Origin of the sequence: Vibrio cortegadensis (assembly GCF_024347395.1) — a bacterium.
GTDB classification, from domain to species: Bacteria; Pseudomonadota; Gammaproteobacteria; order Enterobacterales; family Vibrionaceae; genus Vibrio; species Vibrio cortegadensis.
Genome location: NZ_AP025472.1, coordinates 2432207 through 2452958 on the forward strand (window position 1 = coordinate 2432207; position 20752 = coordinate 2452958).

The 20752-nt window shown below is 43.5% G+C and carries 16 protein-coding genes; 3 read left to right on the forward strand and 13 right to left on the reverse strand.

From position 1 onward, the window contains the following. The first annotated feature begins 2 nt into the window (after positions 1 to 2). Both OCV39_RS11475 and OCV39_RS11480 read left to right on the forward strand, forming a co-directional pair. Positions 3 to 1259, forward strand: coding sequence for a D-amino acid dehydrogenase (locus OCV39_RS11475; RefSeq protein ID WP_261888502.1), 1257 nt, complete (start codon positions 3 to 5; stop codon positions 1257 to 1259). A gap of 329 nt (positions 1260 to 1588) precedes the next feature. Continuing rightward, positions 1589 to 3136, forward strand: a complete 1548-nt coding sequence (locus tag OCV39_RS11480) for an alanine/glycine:cation symporter family protein (RefSeq protein WP_017053784.1) — start codon at positions 1589 to 1591, stop codon at positions 3134 to 3136. Between the two features lie 139 nt (positions 3137 to 3275). On the opposite strand, the gene OCV39_RS11485 is transcribed toward OCV39_RS11480, so the two are convergent. From OCV39_RS11485 to guaB, 4 genes are all read right to left on the reverse strand, one after another. Beyond that, positions 3276 to 3872, reverse strand: a complete 597-nt coding sequence (locus OCV39_RS11485) for an acetate uptake transporter (protein WP_261888503.1) — start codon at positions 3870 to 3872, stop codon at positions 3276 to 3278. A 235-nt stretch (positions 3873 to 4107) separates the two neighbouring features. After that, complete coding sequence (locus OCV39_RS11490) at positions 4108 to 5838, reverse strand: chitinase (protein WP_261888504.1); 1731 nt, start codon at positions 5836 to 5838, stop codon at positions 4108 to 4110. 228 nt (positions 5839 to 6066) lie between these two features. Beyond that, a complete protein-coding gene (guaA, locus tag OCV39_RS11495; RefSeq protein WP_113796563.1) occupies positions 6067 to 7620 on the reverse strand; it encodes a glutamine-hydrolyzing GMP synthase in 1554 nt (517 codons plus the stop codon). An 83-nt stretch (positions 7621 to 7703) separates the two neighbouring features. Then, positions 7704 to 9167: an IMP dehydrogenase gene (guaB, locus tag OCV39_RS11500; RefSeq protein WP_017053780.1), complete on the reverse strand. Its 1464-nt coding sequence runs from the start codon at positions 9165 to 9167 to the stop codon at positions 7704 to 7706. A gap of 222 nt (positions 9168 to 9389) precedes the next feature. On the opposite strand from guaB, the gene xseA reads away from it, so the two are divergent. Further along, on the forward strand, positions 9390 to 10739 hold the full coding sequence (xseA, locus tag OCV39_RS11505; protein ID WP_261889513.1) for an exodeoxyribonuclease VII large subunit: 1350 nt from the start codon (positions 9390 to 9392) through the stop codon (positions 10737 to 10739). Positions 10740 to 10836: 97 nt separating this feature from the next. Here xseA and OCV39_RS11510 read toward each other — a convergent pair whose 3' ends face one another. From OCV39_RS11510 to rodZ, 9 genes are all read right to left on the reverse strand, one after another. Beyond that, complete coding sequence (locus tag OCV39_RS11510; protein WP_017053778.1) at positions 10837 to 11064, reverse strand: zinc ribbon domain-containing protein; 228 nt, start codon at positions 11062 to 11064, stop codon at positions 10837 to 10839. A 4-nt stretch (positions 11065 to 11068) separates the two neighbouring features. After that, positions 11069 to 12076 (reverse strand): sensor domain-containing diguanylate cyclase, encoded by a 1008-nt coding sequence (locus OCV39_RS11515; RefSeq protein ID WP_261888505.1) that lies wholly within the window; start codon positions 12074 to 12076, stop codon positions 11069 to 11071. A gap of 284 nt (positions 12077 to 12360) precedes the next feature. Next, positions 12361 to 13236 (reverse strand): alanyl-tRNA editing protein, encoded by an 876-nt coding sequence (locus OCV39_RS11520; protein WP_261888506.1) that lies wholly within the window; start codon positions 13234 to 13236, stop codon positions 12361 to 12363. Between the two features lie 126 nt (positions 13237 to 13362). Next, positions 13363 to 14847, reverse strand: coding sequence for a ribosome biogenesis GTPase Der (gene der / locus OCV39_RS11525; protein WP_017053775.1), 1485 nt, complete (start codon positions 14845 to 14847; stop codon positions 13363 to 13365). Between the two features lie 175 nt (positions 14848 to 15022). Next, positions 15023 to 16180, reverse strand: coding sequence for an outer membrane protein assembly factor BamB (gene bamB / locus OCV39_RS11530; protein WP_171756924.1), 1158 nt, complete (start codon positions 16178 to 16180; stop codon positions 15023 to 15025). Positions 16181 to 16192: 12 nt separating this feature from the next. Then, positions 16193 to 16807 carry a YfgM family protein gene (locus OCV39_RS11535; RefSeq protein ID WP_171756925.1) on the reverse strand — a complete coding sequence of 205 codons (615 nt, stop codon included), beginning with the start codon at positions 16805 to 16807 and terminating at the stop codon, positions 16193 to 16195. A gap of 107 nt (positions 16808 to 16914) precedes the next feature. Continuing rightward, complete coding sequence (gene hisS, locus OCV39_RS11540) at positions 16915 to 18183, reverse strand: histidine--tRNA ligase (protein ID WP_017053772.1); 1269 nt, start codon at positions 18181 to 18183, stop codon at positions 16915 to 16917. Between the two features lie 31 nt (positions 18184 to 18214). Continuing rightward, positions 18215 to 19336: a flavodoxin-dependent (E)-4-hydroxy-3-methylbut-2-enyl-diphosphate synthase gene (ispG, locus tag OCV39_RS11545; RefSeq protein ID WP_261888507.1), complete on the reverse strand. Its 1122-nt coding sequence runs from the start codon at positions 19334 to 19336 to the stop codon at positions 18215 to 18217. Positions 19337 to 19344: 8 nt separating this feature from the next. Continuing rightward, positions 19345 to 20340, reverse strand: coding sequence for a cytoskeleton protein RodZ (rodZ, locus tag OCV39_RS11550; RefSeq protein ID WP_017053770.1), 996 nt, complete (start codon positions 20338 to 20340; stop codon positions 19345 to 19347). Positions 20341 to 20752: the final 412 nt, after the last annotated feature.

The window sequence follows — 20752 nt, forward strand, 5'->3', positions numbered from 1 at the left end:
TAATGGAAATCATCGTTTTAGGTTCAGGAGTAGTAGGTGTAACGTCTGCTTGGTATCTTGCCAACAAAGGCCATCAAGTTACGGTCATTGATCGTCAACCCCGCAGTGCTGAAGAGACCAGTTTTGCCAATGCAGGACAAATATCCTATGGCTACTCCTCCCCTTGGGCAGCTCCGGGGATCCCGCAAAAAGCGTTAAAATGGCTATTCCAAGAGCATGCGCCACTGAAGATAAAGCCCTCTCTTTCTCCCGAGCTCGCAAGCTGGGCCTCTCAAATGCTGATAAATTGTAGTGCCTCACGATATAACAAAAATAAACAGCGCATGCTGAGCATTGCCAACTATAGCCGTCAATGTTTAGCGGATTTAAGAGAAACGTATCAACTTAATTACCAAGGAAGACAGAAAGGGACACTGCAAGTTTTTCGAAACCAGAAACAACTACAAGCGATTCAAAAAGACCTCAAACTCTTACAAGAGAGTGGCACCCATTACCAAATGCTTGATATTGAAGGCTGCATTACTCATGAACCGGGGTTAGCCGCTGTACAAGAAAAATTAGTGGGAGGCTTACTTCTTCCTGGGGATGAAACCGGCGATTGCTTTCTCTTTTGCCAGCAGTTGACTGAGCTTGCCCAAAAAGCAGGGGTCTCCTTTAAGTTCAATACCCAAATTGAACAACTATTATATGAAGATAACCACATCATTGGTGTCCAAACCGATCAAGGTACTTTCACCGCCGATCAATATGTTGTCGCTATGGGCAGTTACTCTACTGAGCTGCTTCATCCGTTAGGGATTAACATTCCTATTTACCCTGTTAAAGGTTACTCACTCACCGCTCCAATCAAGGATCCGGACCAAGCTCCGTTATCAACGGTAATGGATGAAACCTATAAAGTCGCCATCACACGTTTCAGTGATCGAATTAGAGTCGCAGGTACGGCTGAACTAACAGGCTATGACTATTCAATACCAGAAAAGCGCAAAGCCACAATCGAAATGGTCGTACGTGATCTTTTTCCTCAAGCGGGTGAATTTGATGATGCTGAATTTTGGACAGGTTTACGCCCAATGACGCCAGACGGGACACCGATTATCGGAAAGACCCCTTTCCTGAACCTCTATACCAATACCGGACACGGAACTTTAGGTTGGACAATGGCTTGTGGCTCCGCAAAATTACTTGCCGATATCGTTTCTGGATCGCCTTGCGAGATCGACGACACGGATCTCAATATGTTTCGGTATCAATCTTAAAAGATGCATCAAGATGAATATTAGCAGTTATTAAATTCAAAAATCGCCCCTCATCTAGCATGAAAAGCTAGCGGGAAAATCAAAATGTGAATAGACATTCGTCGACAGGCATAGTCATTCATTGTCGAAACCTATGACCGTCACCACCGTTAACGGAGTGATACAACTGCGTTTTAACATTTTATTAGCATTTTGTGTCCGTAGTCACGCTACGAGACTAAAACAGATAAATCAGTTAACAAATGAGTTACAAGTCGATTAATATATCGAACACAAAACAACCATAAGAAACACAAGAGCCATACAATTACTAAACAGGGAAAATACTCATGCAGTCTATAGTTGATTTTTTGAATGGAATAATCTGGAGCCCAGTACTGATTTATTTGTGCTTAGGTGCTGGATTGTTCTACTCGGTTCTAACCCGCTTTGTACAAGTCCGTCACTTCTTTGAAATGTGGCGTTTACTCCTATCAGGAAAAAGTTCAACCAAAGGTATTTCATCTTTCCAAGCACTTGCGGTATCGCTTTCTGGTCGTGTTGGTACTGGTAACATCGCTGGAGTTGCTGCTGCTATCGGTTTTGGTGGCCCTGGTGCGGTATTCTGGATGTGGGTGGTTGCCTTCTTCGGTGCAGCAACAGCATACGCAGAATCAACACTGGCTCAAATCTATAAAGAAGAAGATGAAGGTCAGTTCCGTGGCGGCCCTGCTTACTACATTGAAAAAGCGATGGGTCAAAAGTGGTACGCTTGGATCTTCGCTATTTCAACTATTTTCGCTTGCGGTATTTTACTTCCAGGCGTGCAATCGAACAGTATCGGTAACGCAGTAGAAGCGGCGTTCGGTTCTGGCGACATGATCGAAACAGCTATCGGCACCTTTAGTTTTGCCAAAATTTTTACTGGTACTGTTATCGCAATCATTCTTGCTTTCATCATCTTCGGTGGTGTTAAACGTATTGCAAACTTCACTCAAATCGTAGTGCCATTCATGGCATTGGCTTACATCATTGTCGCTTTCGTCATTATTCTTCTAAACATTGGTCAAGTACCTGCTGTTTTTGCAATGATTGTTGGTGATGCATTCACACCAATGGCTGGCTTTGGTGCTGCAATTGGTTGGGGTGTTAAACGTGGTGTTTACTCAAACGAAGCGGGTCAAGGTACTGGTCCTCACGCAGCAGCGGCTGCAAGTGTTGATCACCCAGCTCAACAAGGTCTCGTTCAAGCATTCTCCATCTACATTGATACGCTTCTAGTATGTTCTGCGACCGCATTTATGATCATCATCACTGGTGCTTATAACGTTCATGGTGGTGCAGAAGGTGTATTCTTAGTACAAAACCTTGCTGCCAATATTGGTGCTAATGGCCCTGTATTTACGCAAATGGCAATTGAAAGCACAATGCCTGGTATCGGTAAACCGTTCATCGCATTTGCACTATTCTTCTTCGCATTTACTACGATTCTTGCTTACTACTACATTGCTGAGACGAACATCGCTTACCTACGTCGTACCATCAAAATTCCTGGAATGATGTTTGTTCTAAAAGCGGTTCTCATCACAGCCGTTTTCTATGGCACAGTAAAAACAGCGAACCTTGCATGGGCAATGGGTGATGTGGGTGTAGGCTTAATGGCTTGGTTAAACATCGTCGGTATTATCATTATCTTCTTCATGTCTAAGCCTGCGGTTAAAGCTCTGCATGATTATGAAGAGCAGCAGCGAGCAGGTGTCACTGAATATACATTTAACCCTGTTAAACTTGGTATTGAAGGGGCAACTTACTGGGAAGAGAAGTACAAACGTAAAACTGGTCAGGCTCCAACCTCAAAAGAAAAAGAGTCCCAAGCGGTTGAACAACCATCGACCTAACAAGGTAGATGACAATCTAGACGTTACCTAAAAAATATAGCGCTAGATAAATTTAAGAAAGGCAGTGGATATGAAAAAGGGTTAGCTTAATCGCTAACCCTTTTCTTTTATCTTCTAACAATGATATTTAGACGATAACTTATGCTGTTGCAGTTTGAGCAGCAACAGTACGACCGATTGTCGGTTCGCCAACAGGCAAAACAGTACGGCCAAATTCGTTGTTCAGTACTTGTGCCATTGCAAAGTAAACTGCAGATGCGCCACAGAAGATACCTTCAAAGCCAGCAATAGTGCCGATCAGTTCACTACCCGTAAAATCACGAGCCGCTAATAGGAAGAAAAGTACGGTTAGTGAAGCAAATACCACTTGTTTTGCTTTCGGGTAGCATAGTGAACCGATGAACATGAAGCCTGTAAATACGCCCCAAAGCAGTAAGTACCAACCCATGAAACCAGCAGGGCTAGCAGGAAGACCCATGTGTGGCATAACAATAAGTCCAACAAGTGTTAGCCAGAATAGACCATATGAGGTAAATGCTGTAGTACCAAATGTATCACCACGTTTAAAGCACATCATGCCAACTAGCACTTGACTCAAACCACCGTAGAAAATACCCATTGCTAGGATCATTGAATCAATTGGGAAAAAACCTGCATTATGGATGTTAAGCAGGATTGTCGTCATACCAAAACCCATAAGGCCAAGTGGAGCCGGGTTTGCTAATTTTGTTGACATGAAGGAGTACCTTTCAAAAATATTAGTAAAAATTACGCGCGGAGTTTAATGGAGCTAAGAGGAAAAAGGAAAAGACGATAACGAAAACTAAGATTGCAAAATAACACACTAACTTGTTCACAAAGTAAACAGGCGCTAACCTAAAGATAACGCCTGCTGTTTTGGCTTATACCACTATAATTACTGGATAATCAGGATTAAGTCCTTTTGCTCACATCAAAGTACTTCATTACCTTTACTGGCACACAATTTCATCCCAGAACCAATTACTCCTCGATGGTGACTCCCATACTCCTGGGCCATTTCTTGCTATGAAACATTTTCCGAGATAAGTCACTTTCTCACCGTTACTGACTTGAGAAACGCCAGGTTTCCACTCGATATAAGTATCCGGCACTGGCGCTACAGGGGGCTCAACGACCGGTGGGTCAATAACGGGAGGTTCTGTAGGGTTAGGGTCTGTCGGCTCAGGATCTACCGGGGTTGGTTCTGTCGGTGTAGGTTCTGTTGGTATTGGGGAGCCCGAAACTAACTTCCACGGATCACCTTTCGCAGGAACATTGCCTTGTGACCACCACTTCGCTTCATAGACGCTCTCTTGGTAGCTCACCTGATCGCCACCTGTATAGACTTTATTTGCATCCCAACTATCAATTCCGGGAACAGGGTTCGTTGGATCGGTAGGTTCTACAGGGTCAAGCTTATCCACCACTCGGATTTCAGGCCAATTCGCGTGAGAGCCATAAAAATTAGCCACACACTTTTCATAATCACCTTCAACTAATGCTGAATATGCCGTTTGGAAGCCGACTAACTCACATTCAAATGAGACTCCTCCAGGGCGATCCACATAATACTTCCAGTTACCATCCCAGTTGGTATAAAGCACATCTTTTGCACCATCAAGGTTCAAACTTCCATAGGGGGTTTGCTGCCAACATGTGTTCTTTTCATCCGCTTCAACTGGAATTTGATAATAATCCGACAAGCCCTCCCAGTAACGAATGCGGTTGACAGGCTGCCCTTTATCTTGATTTTGAGCACCACACTCAATACCACCATTGATCACGTTGATTGTGGTACCAAAACCGTAACCAATACCCGCATCTGTTTCTCGGACTGAAGGTGACCACGTTCTATCGATAACGTGTAACATCGCGGGTTTTGGTGCTTGTGGCGTTAAAAAAAACCAAATGGCAGAAGCAAGATTCAACCACGAATCCGCAACGAGACCGGGATTATTCAATAGCACGGTTGCATCGCCATCAAACATCACTTCAGAAAATGCACCGTAGTTAAAATGATAAGAGAGTTGCTTAGCACCACGACCAAAATACCCTTGACCTGCCGCGCAAGGCCAACGAGCATTTTGCCAATCGTTCTGCCCACAACCCGTGGTATACCCTGCTTGCCCTTCCGACCAACCCATTTCACGAACATGCACTAATGCTTGTTGCCACTCTTCTAAACCTTGCGGATTGTCCCAAGTGTTCTCTTTAGCAATATGCCCTCCGGTCTCCTGCGCAAAGTGTGCAAAAGCCGTCACTATCGATTTTTTACAAATGGCGTCAGAGTCTCGCCCATCGGTATACTCACCACAAAATGCGGGAAACTTACCGATAGCGCGTAAAAAGCGTTGGTATGTGTATTCTGGCGCCGCCATCTGGGTGAGAAAATCCCATTCAGATTGAGGGAAAACATGCTCAACACGCTTTACGTTTTCAGGATTTGAGTTCAAACCGGGCTCGATCGCTTCAACCACCGTATTGGTGCGAGTTTGTAACGCTTTCGACCAGATAGCATACATTGGGTCTGCTGTTTTCTGCTGCTCTATGGCTTGTAACTCAGCACGTGAAACAACGTAGCCCGTTGGATTTTGTGGATCTGGCTGTATATTCATAGAAGCAAGTGCAGGCTGGCTAACCGCGACCCCAACCATGACGGCAAGATAGTTAAATTTGTTCATTTACCAATCCCTTAAGGTAATAAAATCCCACTAAGCTAAACAGCAAATAGCTTATACCTGTAGCTCTGATTTAGCCGTCATTAAGGAACTGCGAGTCGGTTAGTATTAATTACGTAAGCCTAACATCTGAGTCAGGTTGGATTGATAGGTAGGTTCAAAAAAAAAGTATAAAAAAACCAGCCCGAAAGCTGGTTAATATGATTGAATCTTATCGCTTACAATTGAGGATTATTCCCACTCAATTGTTGCTGGTGGCTTACCAGAAATATCGTAAACAACACGGGAAATGCCGTTAACTTCGTTGATAATACGGTTAGATACCTTACCTAGGAAGTCGTATGGTAGGTGTGCCCAGTGAGCAGTCATGAAGTCGATCGTTTCTACAGCACGTAGAGATACAACCCAATCGTACTTACGGCCATCGCCCATTACGCCAACTGAGCGTACAGGTAGGAATACCGTGAATGCTTGAGATACTTTGTGGTAAAGGTCAGCAGCGTGAAGCTCTTCAATGAAGATAGCATCAGCACGACGCAGTAAATCACAGTACTCTTTCTTAACTTCGCCAAGAACACGAACACCTAGACCTGGACCCGGGAATGGGTGGCGGTAAAGCATGTTGTATGGAAGACCAAGCTCTAGACCAATCTTACGTACTTCATCTTTAAATAGCTCACGTAGAGGCTCAACAAGGCCCATTTCCATATCATCAGGAAGGCCACCAACGTTGTGGTGAGATTTGATTACGTGTGCTTTGCCAGTCTTAGATGCAGCAGACTCGATTACGTCTGGGTAGATGGTACCCTGAGCAAGCCATTTAGCATTCTTCAGTTTCTTAGACTCTTCATCGAAGATATCGACGAATACGTGACCGATGATCTTACGTTTAGCTTCAGGATCCGCTTCGCCTTCCAGAGCGTCAAGGAAACGGTCTTCAGCATCCACTTTGATGATATTTAGCCCGAATTGGTCACCAAACATCTCCATAACCTGCTCACCTTCGTTTAAACGAAGAAGGCCGTTATCTACAAATACACATGTTAGTTTGTCACCGATAGCACGGTGGGCAAGCATTGCAACAACAGATGAGTCAACACCACCAGAAAGACCAAGGATAACTTCATCGTCACCGACTTGCTCTTTAATACGTGCAACGGCATCTTCAATGATTGACGCTGAAGTCCACAGACCTTCACAACCACAAACGTTAAGAACGAAGTTCTCAAGCATTTTTAGGCCGTTCTTGGTGTGCGTTACTTCTGGGTGGAATTGAACACCGTAGTATTTTTTCTCTTCATTCGCCATTGCAGCGTATGGACAAGTTTCTGTTTCTGCAATTTTCACGAAATCAGAAGGAATCTCTGTCACTTTATCACCGTGACTCATCCAAACATCTTGAGTCGCTTCAAGATCTTTAAATAACGCAGATTCACCCGTCACTTGAACTGCAGCGTAACCAAACTCACGCTCAGTAGACGTTGATACTTTACCGCCAAGTTGCTCAGCCATAGTCTGCATGCCGTAACATACGCCAAAGACAGGAACACCTGAATCAAATACATATTGTGGAGCACGTGGCGAGTTTTCTTCCGTTACACTTTCAGGGCCGCCTGAAAGAATAATGCCATCTGGATTAAATTCGCGAATATCTGCTTCTTCTACGTCCCAGCTCCATAGCTCACAGTAAACACCAATTTCACGGATGCGACGAGCAACAAGTTGAGTGTACTGAGAACCGAAATCTAAAATAAGAATACGTTGATCATGGATGTTAGTTGTCATTTGGGGGAAATCTCAAAAATTAATTTATTGGATGAGGACAAGATTAATCATCCCCATAAGCTTCAAAATAATGTGGTTAGCTATTAACCCAAACGATAGTTTGGCGCTTCCTTGGTAATTTGAACATCGTGTACGTGAGACTCTTTCATGCCCGCACCAGAGATACGAACAAACTCAGCTTTAGTACGCATGTCTTCAACAGTTGCAGAACCGGTTAGGCCCATGCTTGAGCGTAGACCGCCCATCTGTTGGTGAACGATCTCTTTTAGACGACCTTTGTATGCGATACGACCTTCAATACCTTCTGGAACAAGCTTGTCTGCAGCGTTATCAGATTGGAAGTAACGGTCAGAAGAACCTTGAGACATAGCGCCAAGAGACCCCATGCCACGGTAAGACTTGTAAGAACGACCGTTATAAAGGATGACTTCACCCGGAGCTTCTTCAGTACCAGCGAACATTGAACCAACCATCACACAAGATGCGCCAGCAACGATAGCTTTACAGATATCGCCAGAGAAGCGGATACCGCCATCTGCGATGACTGGAATACCGTATTCGTTAGCCACTTCAGCTGCGTCTGCGATTGCTGTTACTTGAGGAACACCAACACCAGTAACGATACGAGTCGTACAGATTGAACCAGGGCCGATACCCACTTTAACTGCACTTACACCTGCGTCGATAAGAGCACGAGCGCCAGCGCCAGTTGCGACGTTACCACCGATGATTTGTAGATCAGGGTATGCGGCGCGAGTTTCGCGGATACGGTTAAGTACACCTTCAGAGTGACCATGTGAAGAGTCAATAAGTAGAACGTCTACGCCAGCTTCAACAAGAGCAGCAACACGCTCTTCATTACCCGCACCAGCACCAACAGCTGCGCCTACACGTAGGCTGCCGCGCTCATCTTTACAAGCGTTTGGTTTACGTTCTGCTTTATGGAAATCTTTTGCAGTGATCATTCCAGTTAGTTGGAAGTCATCATTAACAACAAGAACTTTTTCAACGCGCGCTTCGTGCATTTTCTCTTGAACTTCTTCACGAGTTGCACCTTCTTTAACAGAAGCAAGGCGAGCTTTAGGCGTCATTACTACGTCAACTTTCTTAGAAAGGTCAGTCACAAAACGAACATCACGGCCAGTAATAATACCAACAAGTTCGTTATTTTCAGAAACGACAGGGAAACCAGCGAATCCATGCTTTTCTGTTAACTCTTTTACATCAAGGATAGTCGCATCAGGACGAACAGTAACCGGAGCAGAGACAACACCTGCTTCAAAGATTTTTACCAAGCGTACTTGCTCAGCTTGCTGTTCAATAGACATGTTTTTGTGGATAAAACCGATTCCACCTTCTTGCGCGAGTGCAATCGCAAGGCGCGCTTCTGTCACTGTATCCATAGATGCTGAGATCATAGGAATATTTAGTGAAATATTCTTCGTTAGCTGAGTGCGAAGATCAGCGGTATTTGGAAGAACAGTGGAGTGTGCAGGGACAAGTAAAACGTCGTCAAACGTTAAAGCTTCTTTGGCAATTCGTAGCATTTGCAATATCTCACAACATAGTTGATGTTAAAGGGAGTAAATCCCACTCTATCGTTTCGCATAATAAAGTGATTTGGATTTGATATTGCAGACGGATTATACGCACAGCGCAATCGCTTGACCACACATTTTTTTATTTTAAATTTGCATTCCCCCCCTTGCTATGTATTATCTTGCGGCTAATTTCCATATTTACGTCCCCTGAGATTAGCCGTGTCTTCCCTGAGCAATAACAATATTTTTACCGTTTCACGCCTCAACGCAGAAGTTCGCCTATTACTCGAAAATGAGATGGGGATTGTTTGGCTTGTTGGCGAAATTTCCAACTTTTCTGCGCCTGTATCTGGCCACTGGTACCTCACTCTTAAAGACTCTCGCGCTCAAGTAAAATGCGCCATGTTCCGTGGCAATAACCGCCGTGTCACCTTCAAACCAGCCAATGGCAATCAAGTTCTGGTTAAAGCTCGCTTATCCCTGTACGAACCAAGGGGGGATTACCAGTTAATCATCGAAAGTATGCAACCAGAAGGTGATGGTCGGTTACAACAAGAGTTCGAACAACTAAAGATGAACCTTGCGGCTGAAGGGTTATTTGCTCAAAGTAATAAACAGCCTCTTCCAGATCACCCTAAATGCGTTGGTGTTATCACCTCTAAAACAGGGGCAGCTCTGTTTGACATCCTAGATGTACTCAAACGACGAGATCCTAGCTTGCCAGTCATTGTTTACCCAACCATGGTGCAAGGCGATAGTGCCTCCATTCAAATAGCCCAGGCGATTGGACGAGCAAATGAACGTGATGAATGTGATGTATTGATCGTTGGTCGTGGCGGTGGCTCTCTAGAAGATCTATGGTGCTTTAATAACGAGATCGTTGCCCGCACAATTGCTGCGAGCAGAATCCCAATCATTAGTGCCGTAGGGCATGAAGTCGACGTTACTATTGCTGATTTTGTTGCCGATATGCGTGCTCCTACTCCTTCCGCTGCTGCAGAATTAGTCAGTAGAGATCAAGGCAACAAAACTCAGTCTATTGATAGTAGAAGACAAAAGCTTACTTCCGCGATACAGATCTACTTATCAGATCAACGCCATCAAATTCAGCACTTATCGCATACGCTAGAGAAACACCACCCTAGCTATCAATTGGAACGTCAGAGCCAGCAACTAGATGATCTGGAAAACAGATTAAACCTTTCTATTCAAAGATTTATTTCTGGGCATCAACAAGGTGTTGAACGAAAACAGCATCGTTTACAGCTTAACTCTCCAATTAGGCGATTGGCCGAGCAAAAACTAAAAATGCAGAAGGCTGAGCAGAGCTTATTAGACGCGATGGATCGAAAGCTATTGACGACAAGACACCAACTTGCGATGGCAGCAGAGAAGCTTGAAACCGTAAGTCCGTTAGCGACGCTCAAACGTGGGTATTCAATTACGCACTCTACAGATAACGAGAACCGTGTCATCGCATCGGTGAAAGATGTATCGGTGGGAGAAGCACTTACCACACAAGTAGAAGATGGTATTATCCACTCAAATGTCGTCTCCATCACTCCGGCTTCAAGCTAGAAAGCGAATCATTTCCAACTTAAATGAAAAAGCCTAAATATCTCTGAAAACAAGAGAAGATATTTAGGCTTTTATCTCAATACAGTGGCAGACTACACTACTCAACGGCTGTAAATACGAACTTCACGCGTGATTTAGATTTTAATTCGTTACATGCTGCATTACAGAAGTAACTTGCAGCACCACAAGCTTGAAGCTTTTCTAACTCCGCATCACACTCAGGGCAAAACGCAGATTTTGTCCAGTGTTGATTGCAAGGTTTACATACGTAACGGCCATCCCAATCTAATTCTTGTTCGCACTTCGGGCAAATATTTCCACTCATAAGATCACCACTTCACTTTATTCTGTTTAATTTTGTACATATTTTTGTCGGCTTGAGCAATGAGAAAAGGCAGATCAACCTCTTCATTTTGCTTACTACATGCCATGCCAACACTCACTGAAAATTGATGATTATTCACGTTTAATACAGCTGCTAACTGTTCATTCAGATAAAGAAGAAACTGTTGAGCCTCTTGCTCCGAAGTAAAACAGCTAAATGCGACAAACTCATCACCACCATAGCGCCCAATTTTGGCACAGTGCACCATTGAATCCGTTAATGTATCAGCCACTTTTATTAAGATTTCATCGCCTAATTGGTGACCAAAAGTGTCATTAATATACTTAAATTTATCTATATCAATGAACAAACAGGCCATTATCTTCTGACCAAAGCAGCGCTCTTTAAGAAGCAGTGACGCTTTCTTCAATAAAGCTCGGCGATTATAACAATGAGTCAGCGAATCTCTGTCTGCATGAAATTTTAGCTGTACTTCCAGTTCATACTTCTCTAAGGCAACAGAGTACAACGAGGCTAATAAATCTAAAATCTCTAACTCAAATTCATTCGGTATGGATGGATACTCACTATAAATAGCAAATGTTCCTAATACTGAGCCTTTAGAGGTCATGATAGGAACTGACCAACATGCATGCAGATTTGCCTGTTGAGTCAACTCGGTGAATGGGGACCAGTTGGGATGTGTATTAATATCATCGACAATAATCGGTTTTTTTAAGAAAGCAGCAGCACCACACGAACCAACATTCTCACCGATAGCGACACCTTCAATGGCTTGACTATAAAAGCTAGGCAAATTGGGAGCGTATTCAAGATGCAAGGTTTCAGATTCTGAATTGAGCATTAATATCGACGCTTTACGTTTTCCAAACAGATGTTCAGTCAACTGTATGATTTCTCGATTCAGTACCGTTCGTTCCATACCAAGGGCTAATTTATGCAGTAATACGTTCACCGAACGGTGCGCGTCTAATAAAAAAAGGTATTCCATACTTAAACTGCTTTCTACTATTTATTATTTCGATGAACTCATCATGATCTATTGCGACGCGATGATAGCATAAGTATCGTACAGCGATACAGAGTGAAAGATCGTTATATGATCTTTTGCTTTATCTAGATTGATCAGCGATCTACCCCTAAAAGAATATTTATATCACCACACACCGAAAGCATAAGTTACATATGCTGCATTTCAATTTTGAGCAGACAAAAACTCTAAATAACAATGTTAGTTAAAGTTTTTTCAGCACATTAAAAAGGTCGGAGTATGGCTTATATCGTTTTTACATGGGTGTGCATTTCAATATTTTGTGCATCTTTCTGGATAAGAGAAACACAGATTGAACCCAACTCGGACGTCGATGAAATATGACTTCCACCGCAAGGTATAACCGCTAAATCATGCCCTGGGAGTTGCCATTGCCAATATCTAGAGTCCGTTAAGCTTTCACCTTCTAGTCTCATGCTGACCATACTCTCTGTTGATAACCATTCACCAATTTGTTGATTAACTTTTACTTCAATATCCGCCAATTCAGTGAAAACTTCTGCAGTATTAAGCCCACGCTTTTTTAATGTTTTCCCAAGTCGATACACATCATCGCATCGGTCAGGTGTCACAAAACTGGTTTCTTGTGCGTAGCTATTAAAGTCAAAATTCCCTAAAGGATCTTTTCGATCTGCATCTTTTCGCCAGTAGCTCTGCGCAAGTACCTTGTTCAATGCTAAAAAAGCAATGTGGCCTGCACTATGCCCACGGCTTAAGCTCTGTTGGTATTCTTTATCAACATTAAGGCAAACGACATTTCCTACATTTAAATCAGCTTCTGAGCCAGACAAGCAGTGAACGACAACAAAGCTCCAACCGTCGGTGTCGCGTTTTACAGGGATCGCTTTCCCTACATACAATGTCCCACTTTCATGTTCAACCGCCCCAACCTGACAATCTGCCACACAATATTCATGTTCGCCAAAACTGATCGTGCCTTTATCTGCCGGATGATCTGGCCAAATATGACTGACAGGGTGAAACGGCGTCTCTCTTACAACAATGTAAGTCTGATCATCTTGTCTGCTTACTAGTTGAATTTCAGACTCTAGCTGCCAAATATCGTGGCAAAACATGGTTTTTGTTGGTCTTATTTGCATGGCATAACCTTCTTAAATTAGTGTTCGTCGCTACCGAGGAGAATTATCGCCTTCAGATAGACAAAAAGCGCCCGTTATCTACATAACGAAGGCGCTTTTTTTATTCATTTCACATTTGACCGGTAACTACTTCTTACGGCCTTTCATCATTCCCATCACGCGTTTACGTTGACGTTCTTGAGATAATGTCATTTTATTTGTTTTACCTTCAAACGGGTTGTCACTGTTTTGGAACTGAATACGAATTGGTGTACCCATGATTTCCAAAGAACGACGGTAGTAGTTCATTAAGTAACGTTTGTACGAATCAGGAAGCGACTTAACTTGGTTTCCGTGAACAACAACGATTGGAGGGTTGTAACCACCCGCATGCGCGTATTTCAGTTTGACACGACGTCCACGAACCAATGGTGGTTGGTGATCATCCGTTGCCATTTTCATGATACGAGTTAGAACAGAAGTACCAACACGTGTCGTCGCTGATTTGTAAGCTTCTTGCACAGATTCGAACAAGTGACCAACACCTGTACCGTGTAGAGCTGAGATAAAGTGAATACGAGCAAAATCAACAAAGCCTAAACGGCGATCGAGCTCTTTCTTCACGCTCTCTTTTGTATCGGTATCCAAACCGTCCCATTTATTAATGGCAAGAACAATAGAACGACCAGAGTTCAGAGCAAAGCCCAGTAAGCTGAGATCTTGATCTGAAATATTTTCACGAGCATCAATGATCAGCAACACAACGTTTGCATCTTCAACGGCTTTCAGTGTTTTCACTACTGAGAATTTTTCTACTGTTTCATTGATATTCTTACGACGACGAACACCCGCCGTATCGATCAATACGTATTCACGCTCATCACGTTGCATTGGGATATAGATAGAGTCACGAGTCGTACCTGGCATATCGTATACCACAACGCGTTCTTCACCCAGAATACGGTTAGTCAGTGTAGATTTACCTACGTTTGGACGACCAATGATTGCGAGTTTAATTGGTTGCTCTTGTAGACGTTTGTACTCTTCTTCAGCCTCAGCTTCAGTGTATTCAAGTTGCTCTTCTTCAGCATCTTCAATATCTGTAAGATCAACAATTTCGCCACTTTCATTCTGAAGTTTTTCAGCAAATGGTGTCAGCGCAAGATCAATCATCGCCGTCACACCACGGCCATGAGCCGCGGCAATTTGATACATATCTGATACGCCAAGTTTCCAGAACTCAACACAAGCAGCATCCGCATCAATACCATCCACTTTATTCACAACAAGCATGAATGGTTTTTCAATTTTACGTAAATGCGTTGCAATGGCTTCATCAGAAGGTGTCAGACCCGCACGGCCATCTACCATAAATAGCACAACATCAGCTTCATCAATCGCCGCTAGCGACTGCTCAGCCATTTTAGTTTCAACACCATCTTCCGTTCCATCAATACCGCCAGTATCGATTACGATGAAATCATGTTCACCCAAATGAGCATGGCCATACTTACGGTCTCGTGTTAAACCAGGGAAATCCGCAACCAACGCATCACGAGTACGCGTCAAACGGTTAAATAACGTAGATTTACCTACATTAGGACGCCCAACAAGAGCAACAACAGGAACCATAACAACCTCTAAAATTTTCTAGTCTGATGTAGTTATAGGTAAATTCTAATACCATTCTTGGTGTATTTACCTATAACCACACAATATTTTATTTTACTGATATCCATATTTCAGTAATAAAACAGCTCCTAGCTGTTACCAACTAGGAGCCGAATGTGAATTATATCACGTTATCTTATTTGATCTGCAGTTTCTTTACATCACCATCACGTGTGACGATTAAATAACCATTTTCCAGTTCTATAGGACCAATGGCAAAACCACTGCTATCGACAAATTGCTGTGCGACAAACTCACCAGAGTTACGATCGATCCAGTGTAGATAGCCTTCGCTGTCACCCACAACGACATAGCCATTAATAAGGCTAGGTGCCGTTAGCAGTCTGTTTTCTAACTGATCATTGCTCCAAAGCTCTGTACCACTTCGAGCATCTACCGCTGCGATATGATCTTTATCAGTCACAACAAACAAGCTTCGCCCGTCACTTCCCATATCGATAGCAGAAGAGTAGTTACGCTTCCAAACTGGCTTTCCAGAACGAAGATCAATCGACATTAACTGACCATTAATACCAACGGTATACAGCTTTCCACCTAACACAATCGGAGAAGCATCGACATCAACCAACCGATCAATTTCAGTCGCGCCTTTTGGTGTTCCAACGGGTTGTTGCCAAATTAACTGACCACGTTCAACAATGGCTGCGGCTAAACGTCCGTTTGCCGTTCCCCAGAACACGCCGCCTGAAACCGCAACGGGAGAGCTATCACCACGCAATGTTAAGTTAGGAACGTCGGTGCTGATCGTCCACTTCTGCTCACCATTCTCTTTATCTAGCGCAATTAACATTCCGCGACTAGTATGAACAATGATTAAGTTATTTTCGGCCACAGGTGCCGCTAATACTTCCCCATTCACTTCAGCACGCCACGCTTCTTCACCCGTTTCTTGGTTCAAAGCAATGACTTCACCATTCTCACTACCGATGTAAACTTGACCGTAAGCGGCAACTAAACCACCGGATAAACGAGCAATCACATCTTGTTCAAGATCCGATTCCCAAATCGCTTTGCCTGTTTCAGGATCTAATGCTTTGACAACACCATCGCGACTTGCGACAAAGATTTTGTTGTAAGCTAATTCTGGCGTTAACTTCGAGAAATAGTGCCCGACACCATCACCAATCGATGCAGACCAGTCGATGCTAGGCGTAAACTCGCTCGATACCACTGGCACAGGAGCCATGATGACCGTATCTTCTTCACTTGCGCAACCTGCCATTGTACCAATGACGACAGCGCAGAGGAGAGCTTTGTTGAACATCTTTTTCATCAATGATTGCCCTTATTTAGCAAGATCATCAAGCTTAAATTTGAGGCCTTGGCTTGCATCAGCGGCTTGTTGAGCCTCAGAGTAAGCACGGTAAGCTGCGTCTTTATCACCTTGACGAAGTGCTAGATCGCCACGAAGTTCCGCAACACGACCTGTCCAGCTATCATCAGTGATAGTATTGAGTTCAGCCATCGCTGCATCTAGGTTACCTTGCTCAGCTTGAATACGAGCAACGCGGTAGCTAACTAGTGGTGTTAAAGCGGCATCTTTGGTTGACGCTTTCGCCCACTCTAGTTGCTTAAGCGCGTTGTCATACTCGCCTGCATCTACTTGAACTTTTGCGAGTTGAAGTGCCGCTAATACCGAATATTCGATATCTTGGTTTTCATCAATAAAACCTTGCACTTGAGCTTGCGCGTCTGCACCTTGCTCAGTCAGTGTGGTGATGGTTTTGATGTAGCTTTCAGAAGCAAGATCGCGAGCCTCAAGAGCTGCATCTTGGTAGTAGCGCCAGCCAAAAAGACCGCCTAAGCCAAGAACTGCACCAAAAATTACCGCTTTACCGTTCTCTTTCCACCAATCTTTAATCGCTTCAACTTGTTGTTCTTCGCTATCGTAGAGTTCCACTTCCTGTCCTCTTTTATTCTGTTTCTAAAGTGGATTCAATTTGATCACTTCAGACTAATTCTAACCATTGAAGGACGAGCTTATTCTCACCCCTCAATAAATATTTTCTATAGTAAGCTGCTTAGCTTCGTTGCCGCTTCAGTTTGTGCAACAATTTCTTGTTCCCCACGAACCAAATCTTTAACGACGACGGTATTGTCTGCGACTTCACTCTCACCAAGCATCATAACCACAACGGCACCAACTTTATCTGCACGTTTAAACTGCTTCTTAAAGTTGCCACCGCCAAAGTGATTCATTACTCGAACACCTGGTATGGATTCTCGTAGTTGCTCTGCGAGCTTCATTCCTGCCATCATGGTGCCTTCACCAGACGTCACGATATAAGCATCGACACTACGGCGAACATCCGTCAGCTCTAGGGTTTCCATCATCAGAACGAGACGCTCTAAGCCCATAGCAAAACCAACTGCAGGTGTTGCTTTACCACCAAGCTGTTCAACTAGGCCATCATAACGTCCACCACCACAAACCGTGCCTTGAGCACCTAAGCTTTCAGTGATCCACTCAAACACCGTGCGGTTGTAGTAATCTAAACCACGAACTAAACGCTGATTAACTTGGTATTCGATACCCGCAGCGTCAAGAAGTTCACACAAACCTGCAAAATGTTGTTTTGACTCTTCGCCTAAATATTCTGCTAGTTTTGGAGCATCCCCTAAAATCGCTTGAACAGCTGGGTTTTTAGTATCTAAAACACGCAATGGATTAGTGTGCATACGACGTTTGCAATCTTCGTCGAGTACATCCATATGCTGCTCTAAGAATGCAATCAAAGCAGTACGGTAGTTCGCGCGATCTTCTTGTGAACCAATCGAGTTAAGCTCTAAACGTACATGTTTCTCGATACCAAGTTCGCGCCATAAGCGAGCCGTCATCATGATAAGCTCAGCATCAACATCAGGGCCGTTTAGACCAAACACTTCTACACCACACTGGTGGAACTGACGGTAGCGACCTTTTTGTGGACGCTCATGACGGAACATTGGCCCCATATACCAAAGGCGTTGCTCTTGGTTATACAGCAGGCCATTTTCGATACCAGAGCGAACACAGCCCGCAGTACCTTCTGGACGTAAAGTTAAGCTATCGCCATTACGGTCTTCAAATGTGTACATCTCTTTTTCAACCACATCGGTGACTTCACCAATTGCACGGCTAAATAGATGCGTCATCTCAACGATTGGCATACGAACTTCGTTGTATCCATATGCGCTGATAACATTTTTAACTGCGCCTTCAACTTTTTGCCAAAGTGGAGACTGAGTTGGGAGACAATCGTTCATGCCTCGAATTGCTTGAATAGTTTTTGCCACAATACTTACCGTAATATCTCGTTGAGAGTAATTATTCTTCTACGCTTTTCACATCAATGCGATTATTTTCATCAAGCATTGACGCTTTAGCACGAATTCTGGTTTCTAGCTGATTTACAAGATCATCATTATCGAAACGGACTTTTTGGCGTTGACCATCTTCATAGAACGCACTCTTCTTATTACCACCAGCGATTCCCATGTGAGAAACTTCCGCTTCACCTGGGCCATTGACGACGCAGCCAATGATAGAGACATCCATAGGGGTAATAATATCTTCTAAACGCTCTTCTAATGCGTTCACTGTGTTGATCACATCAAACTCTTGACGAGCACAGCTAGGACAAGCGATAAAATTAATACCGCGAGAACGAATTCGTAGGGATTTTAATATATCAAAACCTACTTTAATCTCTTCGACAGGATCCGCCGCTAAAGAGATACGTAGCGTATCGCCAATCCCTTCAGCTAACAGCATACCAAGGCCAACAGAAGATTTAACCGCGCCAGCACGAGCACCACCCGCTTCGGTAATACCAAGATGGAGCGGTTGGATAATCTCTTTTGCTAGCAAGCGATAGGACTCAACCGCTAAAAAGACATCTGACGCTTTCACACTGACCTTAAATTGATCGAAGTTCAGACGATCTAAGATATCAACATGACGCATAGCTGATTCGACTAAAGCCGCTGGCGTTGGTTCCCCGTATTTCACTTGAATTTCTTTTTCTAGTGAGCCACCGTTAACCCCGATACGAATCGGAATATTTTTATCACGAGCGCAGTCAACAACACTACGAATACGCTCTTCGCTCCCAATATTACCAGGGTTGATGCGCAAACAATCCACACCGTACTCCGCCACTTTTAAGGCAATACGGTAATCAAAGTGGATATCCGCAACCAGAGGAATCGATACTTGTTTCTTGATTAACTTAAATGCTTCTGCTGCATCCATTGTTGGGACAGAAACCCGAACAATATCGGCACCAACATTTTGCAGTGCTTTAATCTGAGCAACCGTTGCTTCAACATCAGTTGTTCTTGTGTTGGTCATGGATTGCACCGCAATTGGCGCACCATCACCGATCGGCACATCACCAACGTAAATACGTGATGATGGACGGCGAATAATTGGGGATTCGTATTGCATATTGGCTTCTAAGGTAAGGTGAATCTTGCTACTTTCCCTGAAGTATACCCAGAAAGGTCGACAGGTTCACTCGCAAATGTCATTGATACGCCTTCTGGCGCGCCTAGAATCACTTTTACAGGTCCAATCGCGGACAATTGAATGGTTTGCCCTGCTTTTTTAACACCCGTAGAAAGTGTTTTTCCATTAGAATCTTTCAATAAGATCCAACAGTCCGATGTAAAAGTCATACTGATCGCTTTCTCATTTGAGTCAGCGGAAGTGTTCGATTCGGTGGTTGGTGTGCTGATCGTAGCCGTCGCAGTTGGCTGTACCATCTTATCTTGAACTACCGGTTCTTGAATCTGCTCAGACGCGGCGATATTAGAAGATAAATCGGCTGAACCTGAGTCAACTTCAACACTGTTTGCCACAGGTACTTCAGACGTCAAATCATTTGCATCTTGAGATAGCGTATCCTCAACAGCGGGCGCGACTAACTCTTCTGATTCAGTGCTGATCGTATCAACGGCAGCTGGTTCAGCTAAATCTTTAACTTCAGCCTTGGCCTCAGTCGTTTCATTCAATGATATGGTCAGCGTATCTTGTTGCTGGTTTTGCCACCACCATAGCGAGGAAATACCCGCAATAATGGCGAAAATGCCCCAAGTCAGCTTCATAATTCTGTTGTTATGCTTCTCTACTTTGGTTTTGCGCGAGAAACTTTGCATCTCTTGCTCTTTATGTTGAGCATCGCCAGTATGATCAAGAGCGGAAAGTACCTCTTTTTCATCAAGAGAAACAGCTTTAGCGTATGATCTTAGGTAGCCACGAGTAAACGTCGCCACTTGAACGGATTCAAATTCATTATTTTCTATTTTTTGGATGGTCGAAATACGTAATCTTAAACGATCGGCTATCTGCTTTTGGCTTAACCCAAGCAGCTCACGTTTTTGTTTCAGTAGCGTTCCAGCTTCTATTTGTACTGGTGCTTGATCTGTACAGCTTTCTTGTTCCGTCGTCATCTGTAATGTACTTCTTAATCTGATATCGTCAGCTGAACTAAACACTACGCCTACCTTTTTAATTCTATTTATTGGTATATGCGTATTGACGCTCACGATATGTAAATGAATGATCTCGTGTATTACAGCTGAAAAAAGTTTTATTGTTAGTAAGTGAAATCGATAAATAGTGGTCTATTAAGCGGAAAACTAACGATTCTAAAACTCTCTACATGCTGCCGATAATCCCTATCAAACTTATTTTTTACTTCCAAGTAAAAAAGTCATGATAAGCGAATCTCATAACAAGGTAAAAACTCTGCATTAGAATTTACAGCGAACTCAAACTTTTGTCCAAAAATTAACGGAAATGTCCGAATAAACAGCGTGTTTAATTAACAAAAAGCTCGATGATCCCCCAAAACCGCGACCT